This is a genomic window from Dokdonella sp. (assembly GCF_049593775.1).
GTDB lineage: Bacteria > Pseudomonadota > Gammaproteobacteria > Xanthomonadales > Rhodanobacteraceae > Dokdonella.
In genome coordinates this window covers 1-7,836 of the sequence record NZ_JBAWHJ010000398.1, presented here as the reverse complement: position 1 = coordinate 7,836, position 7,836 = coordinate 1, and the positions used below count along the sequence as shown (strand labels likewise).

The window sequence follows — 7,836 nt, the reverse complement described above, 5'->3', positions numbered from 1 at the left end:
GGTTCATTGATATCAAGCACGGCACCGGCACGCAAGGCTTGGCGCAGCAAACGCGGGCATCGACTACGTTGTCGCAGGGTACTGGCGATCAGTCGCTTGCTCGGGTAGCTTGCCCTATTCGATCCAGGCAAAGAACTGTACCGACATGGAAAACCGACGCGAGCTGGAGCAGGGCATCGAAACCGATCTGCGCGATCGCCTGAATTACGGTGGATACCTGCAACTGGATACGCTGCTTTCCGCGCAGAAGCCGATCAGCGATCCGCCTCATCACGATGAAATGCTGTTTATCGTTCAGCATCACGTGGGCGAGCTCTGGATGAAGCTGGTAATCCACGAACTGCAGGCGGCGATAGGCTTGCTCGCGGTCGATCAGACCGATTCGAGCCTGAAGATCCTCGCCAGGGTCAAGCAGATCCAGCGTCAGCTGTTCGAACAATGGGGCGTACTCGAGACCCTGACCCCAACCGAATACCAGCAATTCCGCCATGTGCTCGGCCCGGCTTCCGGATTCCAGTCGCACCAGTACCGCATGATCGAGTTCCTGCTTGGCAACAAGAATGCCGACATGCTCGCGGTATTTAGCCATGATCCCGAGCGTCAGGGCGAACTGCGCGAAGTACTGGAGTCACCGAGCCTCTACGACGAATTCCAGCGCTACCTGCATCGTTGCGGGCACGCCATTCCTGCCGACTGCGTCGAACGCGACTGGTCGCGACCGCATCGTTTCCGCGAAGATCTGGTTCCGGTATTCAAGCGCATCTACGAGAACGCAGACGAGTTCTGGTCGGAATACCATTTTTGCGAGCAGCTCGTGGATATCGAGGAATCCTTCCAGCTCTGGCGTTTCCGCCACATGAAGACGGTGGAGCGCATCATTGGGCACAAGCGCGGCACAGGCGGATCATCCGGCGTCGCGTTTCTCAAGAAAGCCCTTGAGCTGACGTTTTTTCCGGAGTTGCTCGAAGTGCGCACCGTTATTGGCAGCTAGTTGCAGCAACAGCTTCCAATGCTGCGGCGCAACACGCAATCGGCAATTGACGTAGCCTGCAGTGGTCGGTGATCCTCCCCCGGTTATTCAATACCCATCCAGGGAGAACTGCATGAGCGGCGCTGCATCAGCTGAGACACCCGATACACCTCCACGCGATTTCAAAGACACGCTGGGGCATCCAAGGCCGCTATGGATGCTGTTCATGACGGAATTCTGGGAACGCTTTGCGTTCTACGGCATGCGCTGGGCACTGACCCTGTACATCGTCGCCCAGTTTTTCGATGGCGATGCGTCGGGACAGGGATATGCCAGCCGCACTTACGGCGCCTTCCTGGCCCTGGTGTACGCAACAGCGTTGTTCGGCGGCTACGTAGCCGACCGCATCATCGGCTACCAGCGATCAATCCTGCTGGGTGCCATCATCATGGCAGCCGGCCTGTTCACGATCATGTTGCCGAACAAGGAGCTGTTCGTACTCGGATTGTCCCTGGTCATTGTCGGCAATGGTCTGTTCAAGCCGAATATCTCGACCATGGTCGGCCAGCTCTACTCGATCAACGACAATCGCCGTGATCGCGGATTCACGATCTTCTACATGGGTATCAACGCCGGTGCACTGGTTGCTCCCCTGATCACGGGCTGGCTTGCCAGCGTCATCACCGATACGCCGATGCAGCAGAACTACAAGGTCGTGTTCGCCGCCACCGGCGTCGGCATGATCATCAGCTTCCTCTGGTTCTGGTTCGGTCGCGCACAACTGAAGGGAATCGGCGAGCCGCCAGCCGATCGCAATGGCACCAAGAGCATGCTGGCCGTCATTGTCGGGTCAGCCATTGCCGTGCCGATCGTCTACCTGCTGATCGACAAGGTTGGCGCAGAAGCATTGGCCTGGGTGCTGGCCGCTATGTTTGTCGGACTCGCCGTCATGCTTCTGGTCGAGGCCATCCGCAATGGCACCGTACAGACCCATCGCGTCTACGCCATGCTCATCATCTTCCTGTTCAACGTTCTGTTCTGGATGTTCTTCGAGCAGGCCGGCAGCTCGTTCAACTTCCTTGCCCAGGGCATCGTGGATCGCGAGATGTTTGGTGGATGGATCTTCCCGGTTGGCTGGTTCCAGTCGGTGAATCCGGTTGCCATCGTGCTCTTGGCACCGATTGCCGCATGGATCTGGGGCTATCTCGGACGCAAGAAGATGGAGCCGTCGATTCCGCGCAAGTTCGGCCTCGGATTGCTGGGTAATGCCGTCGCATTCCTCGTTCTCATGTATGCGCTCACCAATCTCGTCAGCCCGGATGGCCTGATTCCATTCTGGCCGCTGGTCCTGGTCTACGTGCTGCAGACGGCCGGCGAGCTCTGCCTGTCGCCCATCGGCTTGTCGATGGTGACCAAGCTGGCACCGGTGCGCCTCGTTGGCCTGGCCATGTGTGGATGGTTCCTGAGTACAGCCATCGGCAACAATCTTTCCGGAATCTTCGCCGGTCACGTTAGCGGTGAAACCGGCATGACCGTTGGCTCCGCACTCGAAGGCTTCACGTTCAGCTTCTGGTTGCTGCTTGGTGCCGGCGTGCTGCTGTTCCTGATCGCCCCGTTGATCAACAAACTGATGCACGGAGTGAAGTGAGTTCAGGATGAACTTGTCCCTTGCAGGCAAAGAGTGCCTTGGCGAGGATCATTCTGAAGAGTAAAGCGAAGTCCGCGGCCTGCAAAAGGCCGCGGATTTTTCATATCTGAATCCTTGAAATTTCCTGGTGCCGCGTTGGCGACGCACGCTTTGAGCGGGTGATTCATGTCCCTGGGTACGCAGCATCAATTGCCGACTTCCGCCTTTAACGCCCCAACTCATCCAGCTCCGCCTGCCACAGGGTATCGAGGATGCGCGCCAGCCACTCGCGCTCTTCCTCGCTGAGATGGGCGAGCAGGCGTTGCTCGTGTTCCAGCGCCAGCGGTGCAACTTGATCGTAGATCTTCCAGCCTTCTTCGGACAGGCGAAGCACAGACTGACGCTTGTCGTGGCTGGCGGTGCCGCGCTCGATATGCCCCTTGGCCAGCAATCGCGCAACCGCACGGCTTACCGCCACCTTGTCCATGGCCGTGCGTTCGGCCACTTCACGTGCGGAAATGTCACTGCAATGGCCCAGCACGGCAATAGCCCGCCATTCCGTTACGGAAAGATCGAAGCGCTTCTCGTAAACGCGGGCAATGGCCTGGCTCAGCGTGTTCGACAGCACCGACAGGCGATAGGGTAGAAATGTCTCGAGTTCGAGCAGAGCTTGACCGGGCATTGCACTGGACCTCTTGCGATTGGTTTCAATTGTAACTAAAATAGCCGGCCCTGTGCGCAACTCGCGCAACCCACGAGGAAATTGTCATGAGCGCCCAGCCAGAATCAGCCAATACGGGAATGCAGGTTACGACGTTCGAGAACCCGATGGGCATCGATGGTTTCGAGTTCGTCGAGTTCGCCTCTCCGGAGCCGGCCAAGCTGCACGCCTACTTCACGCAGATGGGATTCACCGCTGTCCTGCGCCACAAGACGCGACCGATCACGGTCTACCGTCAGGGCACGGTCAATTTTCTCATCAACGAAGACCCAGACTCATTCGCCGCGGATTTCGCCAAGGCGCATGGCCCGTGCGCGTGCGGATTCGCAATTCGTTTCAGCAAGCCGGCAGACGAAGTCTGCAGCCGAGTCATTGCCAATGGCGGCGAAGCGATTGACCACAAGCCGGCAAGCAAGGCGGTCGATACGCCAGTTGTGAAGGGCATTGGCGACTGCATGCTCTATCTGGTCGACAAGTACGGTGATTCGGGCGATCTCTACGCTGCCGATTACGAACCTATCGAAGGCGCCGACCTGAATCCTGTCGGATTCGGCCTGACCTTCATTGATCACCTGACCCACAATCTCTACTTCGGCAACATGAAGAAGTGGTCGGACTACTACGAGCGCCTGTTCAACTTCCGCGAGATTCGTTATTTCGACATCAAGGGTGCCAAGACTGGCCTGGTGTCCAAGGCGATGACAGCGCCGGACGGCATGGTGCGCATTCCGCTCAACGAATCGTCTGACGAGAAATCACAGATCAACGAATATCTCGGCGAATACGGCGGCGAAGGTATCCAGCATATTGCCTGCTTTACCGATGACATCTACGCCACCATCGAAGCCATGCGCGCCCAGGGCATCGATTTCCTCGATACGCCGAATACTTACTACGAAGTGGTCGACGAGCGTATTCCGAACCACGGCGAGGATGTGGCGCGCATGTGGAAGAACCGCATCCTCATCGATGCTGACGCAGAGACCAAGCAGAAATTGCTGCTGCAGATCTTCACCAAGAACTGCATTGGACCGATCTTCTTCGAGATCATCCAGCGCAAGGGAAACCCCGGCTTCGGCGAAGGCAATTTCCAGGCTTTGTTTGAATCGATCGAGCGCGACCAGATCGAGCGTGGCGTGCTCTAGGCTTTAGCCCCCTCTCCCCTCGGGAGAGGGCTGGGGTGACGACTGCATGGATGCAGGAGGTAGAGCAACGCATGGAGCAGTTGCCGAGGGTACGGTTCGCAAGAATCTGCATTGCCAAAGCGGTTGATGGCAAATGCTCAAGCATTCCTCGCGATATTAGTCAGAATGCCAGGGAACCTGAATGCTGGAAGCAATCAAGCCACCATTGCCCACGGAAGCCTTGGCCAACGCCAGAAACCTGCGAAGGGAGTCCACTGATGCAGAACGTAGGCTCTGGGCGAGACTTCGCGGTCGGCAGATCCAGGATCTCAAGTTTCGCCGCCAGCACCCGATTCCACCCTATGTTGCCGATTTCTGCTGCGTGGAGCGTCACCTGATTATCGAGCTGGACGGCTCGCAACACACAGCGCCATTGGATGCAGACAGGACTGCCCGACTTGAACGCGATGGTTGGAACGTGATTCGCTTCTGGAACAACGATGTTTTGTTGCGTACTGATGCAGTGCCTGAGGCAATCATTCAGGAGCTCGCCGGTGCGTACCCTCACCCCAGCTCCACTCCCGAGGGGAAAGGAACCATGGAGTCGAGCCTTCACCCCAATCGCTCTGGCGGCGAGAGAGGGCCTACCGAGCGAAGAAGATGACTGAACAAGCAAGCGGACACTACCAAACCGGCTTCGGCAACGAATTCGCCACCGAGGCCTTGCCTGGCGCCTTGCCCGAAGGTCGCAATTCTCCACAGCGCGCGCCGTATGGCCTCTACGCTGAGCAGATTTCCGGCACGGCGTTCACGGCCCCGCGTTCGCACAACCAGCGCAGCTGGCTGTATCGCATCCGCCCGGCGTCGATGCACAAGCCATTCGTGAAATGCGAGCCGGGGCATTTTCACAACGTGTTTGGCGAATCGCCAACATCGCCCAACCAGTTGCGCTGGAACCCGCCAACCCTGCCTTCGACACCTGCCGACTTCATCGATGGCCTTTACACCATGGCCGGAAATGGAGGCGCTGCAGCACAAGCCGGGATTGGCATCCATGTCTACGCAGCCAATCGCTCCATGCAGGGGCGCTATTTCTATAATGCCGACGCGGAAATGATCCTGGTGCCGCAGCTTGGTCGATTGGTGCTGGCCACCGAACTGGGGATGCTAGAAGTCGAGCCTCAACAAATCGCGGTGATTCCGCGCGGCATCCGCTTCCGCGTCGATCTGCCGGACGGAAACTCGCGCGGCTACGTGGCCGAGAACTTCGGTAGCGCAATGCGCCTGCCAGAGCTTGGCCCGATTGGCTCGAACGGTTTGGCCAATGCGCGAGATTTCGAAACGCCAGTCGCAGCCTTCGAGGATGTTGAAGGCGAGTTCGAGCTGATTGCCAAATTCCAGGGCCATCTCTGGAGCGCCGCGATCGGGCATTCGCCTCTGGATGTCGTCGCCTGGCATGGCAATCATGCGCCCTACCGCTATGACCTTCGTCTGTTCAATACGGTGGGCTCGATCAGCTACGACCATCCGGACCCTTCAATCTTCACCGTACTGACCTCGGCCAGCGACACACCCGGCACGGCGAACATCGATTTCGCGATCTTCCCGCCGCGCTGGCTCTGTGCCGAGGACACGTTCCGTCCGCCGTGGTTCCATCGCAATATCGCCAGCGAATACATGGGTCTGATCCACGGTGCGTATGATGCCAAGGCCGGCGGTTTCGAGCCGGGTGGCAGCAGCCTGCACAATTGCATGTCGGGCCACGGACCGGACGCAGCCAGCTTCGAAAAGGCCAGCGTGTCCGATACCTCGCAACCCGACCACATCACCGATACGATGGCTTTCATGTTCGAGACGCGGGCAGTGATACATCCAACGCGACAGGCGCTGGAATCCACGCAGCTTCAGCGCGATTACTTCGAATGCTGGCAAGGCCTGCGCAAGCACTTCGACCCGAAAAATCGCTGATCCAAACACAGGAAACCAAACTCAATGAAACTTGCCAGCCTCAAGGAAGGTGGTCGCGACGGGACCTTGATCGTGGTCAATCGCGAACTGACACGTGGCGTTCGCGCAAGCGGAATCGCCGCAACCCTGCAACTCGCCCTCGAAGACTGGGGCAGTGTCGCGCCGCGTCTCAATGCCCTGTTCGAAGGGCTGCAGGCCGGCAAGGCTGCGGACGCCTTTGATCTCGATATCGACAAACTGGCTTCGCCGTTGCCGCGCGCCTACGAATTCGTGGATGGCAGCGCCTATCTGCCCCATGTCGAGCGCGTGCGCCGTGCGCGAGGTGCAGAAGTACCGGAGAGCTTCTATACCGATCCACTGATGTACCAGGCCACCAGTGCAGGGTTTCTTTCCCCGCGTGATCCGATCCTCGCAGAGAGCGAGGACTGGGGTATCGATCTCGAGGCCGAAGTGGTCGTCGTTACCGATGACGTGTCAATGGGTGTGTCGCCGGAGAAAGCGGCTGGTCACATCCAGCTCGTGGGTCTGGTCAATGACGTATCGCTGCGTGGCCTGATTCCTGGGGAACTGGCCAAGGGCTTTGGCTTCGTGCAATCCAAGCCACGTTCGGCGCTGTCGCCCGTCCTCGCAACGCCGGATGAGCTGGGCGATACCTGGAAGGGCTCCAAGTTGCACCTGCCCATGCGTACCTGGATCAACGGCGAGTGGTTCGGGGAAGCGGATACAGGTGTAGACATGCAGTTCAGTTTTGCCGACCTCATAGCCCACGTGGCGAAATCCCGACCCCTGAGTGCCGGAACCATCGTCGGATCAGGTACGATTGCCAACGAGGACACTTCAAAAGGAGCGTCGTGTCTCGCCGAACAGCGTACGGTGGAAACCTTGCGCGACGGAAAGCCGGCCACCTCGTTCCTGAAGTTCGGTGACCGCGTCAGAATCGACGTCACGGATGCTACCGGTCATTCGATATTCGGTGCCATCGATCAGGTCGTGGAGAAGTACACCCCGGCCTGACCCGATAATGGGGTCGTTCGCGGTAGGCGAGGAGGGCGCATGACGGAGTCAATCAAGCTGTACAGCTACTGGAGATCCAGTGCTGCCTATCGCGTGCGCATCGCCTTGAACCTCAAGCAGCTCGCGTACGAGATCATCCCGGTACATCTGGTCAACCTGGGCGGTGAACAGCACACCAAGGCCTACCGCGAGATCAATCCGCAAGGAACCGTCCCGACCCTGCTTGATGGCGAAAGAGTATTTCGTCAATCAATGGCCATCATCGAGTATCTCGATGAGGCCTATTCGGAGACCGTTGCCCTGCTGCCGTCCACGGCACGAGAGCGCGCGCGGGTTCGTGCTCTGGCCCAGGTGGTCGCTTGCGACATCCATCCGCTCAACAACCTGCGCGTGATGCAATTTCTGTAACGGG

6 protein-coding genes and 2 pseudogenes are annotated in these 7,836 nt (G+C 58.6%); 7 read left to right on the top strand and 1 reads right to left on the bottom strand.

Features of this window, described 5'->3' with window-relative positions; genetic code table 11:
* Positions 1-145: 145 nt before the first annotated feature.
* Together WBP53_RS13660 and WBP53_RS13655 are read left to right on the top strand one after the other, a co-directional pair.
* Positions 146-991, top strand: coding sequence for a tryptophan 2,3-dioxygenase (locus tag WBP53_RS13660; RefSeq protein ID WP_423929819.1), 846 nt, complete (start codon positions 146-148; stop codon positions 989-991).
* A gap of 112 nt (positions 992-1,103) precedes the next feature.
* A complete protein-coding gene (locus WBP53_RS13655) occupies positions 1,104-2,618 on the top strand; it encodes a peptide MFS transporter (protein ID WP_423929817.1) in 1,515 nt (504 codons plus the stop codon).
* Positions 2,619-2,823: 205 nt separating this feature from the next.
* On the opposite strand, the gene WBP53_RS13650 is transcribed toward WBP53_RS13655, so the two are convergent.
* Positions 2,824-3,279 carry a MarR family winged helix-turn-helix transcriptional regulator gene (locus WBP53_RS13650; protein ID WP_423929815.1) on the bottom strand — a complete coding sequence of 152 codons (456 nt, stop codon included), beginning with the start codon at positions 3,277-3,279 and terminating at the stop codon, positions 2,824-2,826.
* A gap of 86 nt (positions 3,280-3,365) precedes the next feature.
* On the opposite strand from WBP53_RS13650, the gene hppD reads away from it, so the two are divergent.
* The 5 genes and pseudogenes from hppD to maiA form a co-directional block, all read left to right on the top strand.
* Positions 3,366-4,463 carry a 4-hydroxyphenylpyruvate dioxygenase gene (hppD, locus tag WBP53_RS13645; RefSeq protein ID WP_423929813.1) on the top strand — a complete coding sequence of 366 codons (1,098 nt, stop codon included), beginning with the start codon at positions 3,366-3,368 and terminating at the stop codon, positions 4,461-4,463.
* Positions 4,464-4,644: 181 nt separating this feature from the next.
* Positions 4,645-5,001, top strand: a pseudogene (locus tag WBP53_RS13640) (endonuclease domain-containing protein); the annotation flags it as partial.
* A 101-nt stretch (positions 5,002-5,102) separates the two neighbouring features.
* Positions 5,103-6,410 carry a homogentisate 1,2-dioxygenase gene (gene hmgA / locus WBP53_RS13635; protein WP_423929811.1) on the top strand — a complete coding sequence of 436 codons (1,308 nt, stop codon included), beginning with the start codon at positions 5,103-5,105 and terminating at the stop codon, positions 6,408-6,410.
* Between the two features lie 24 nt (positions 6,411-6,434).
* Positions 6,435-7,424, top strand: a complete 990-nt coding sequence (locus WBP53_RS13630) for a fumarylacetoacetate hydrolase family protein (RefSeq protein WP_423929809.1) — start codon at positions 6,435-6,437, stop codon at positions 7,422-7,424.
* A 39-nt stretch (positions 7,425-7,463) separates the two neighbouring features.
* Positions 7,464-7,829, top strand: a pseudogene (gene maiA / locus WBP53_RS13625) (maleylacetoacetate isomerase); the annotation flags it as partial.
* Positions 7,830-7,836: the final 7 nt, after the last annotated feature.

Excerpts from the sequence above, each read along its gene's own strand:
- WBP53_RS13660 (WP_423929819.1), top strand. The coding sequence starts at position 146 with ATGGAAAACCGACGCGAGCTGGAGCAGGGCATCGAAACCGATCTGCGC.
- WBP53_RS13655 (WP_423929817.1), top strand. The coding sequence starts at position 1,104 with ATGAGCGGCGCTGCATCAGCTGAGACACCCGATACACCTCCACGCGAT.
- WBP53_RS13650 (WP_423929815.1), bottom strand. The coding sequence starts at position 3,279 with ATGCCCGGTCAAGCTCTGCTCGAACTCGAGACATTTCTACCCTATCGC.
- hppD (WP_423929813.1), top strand. The coding sequence starts at position 3,366 with ATGAGCGCCCAGCCAGAATCAGCCAATACGGGAATGCAGGTTACGACG.
- hmgA (WP_423929811.1), top strand. The coding sequence starts at position 5,103 with ATGACTGAACAAGCAAGCGGACACTACCAAACCGGCTTCGGCAACGAA.
- WBP53_RS13630 (WP_423929809.1), top strand. The coding sequence starts at position 6,435 with ATGAAACTTGCCAGCCTCAAGGAAGGTGGTCGCGACGGGACCTTGATC.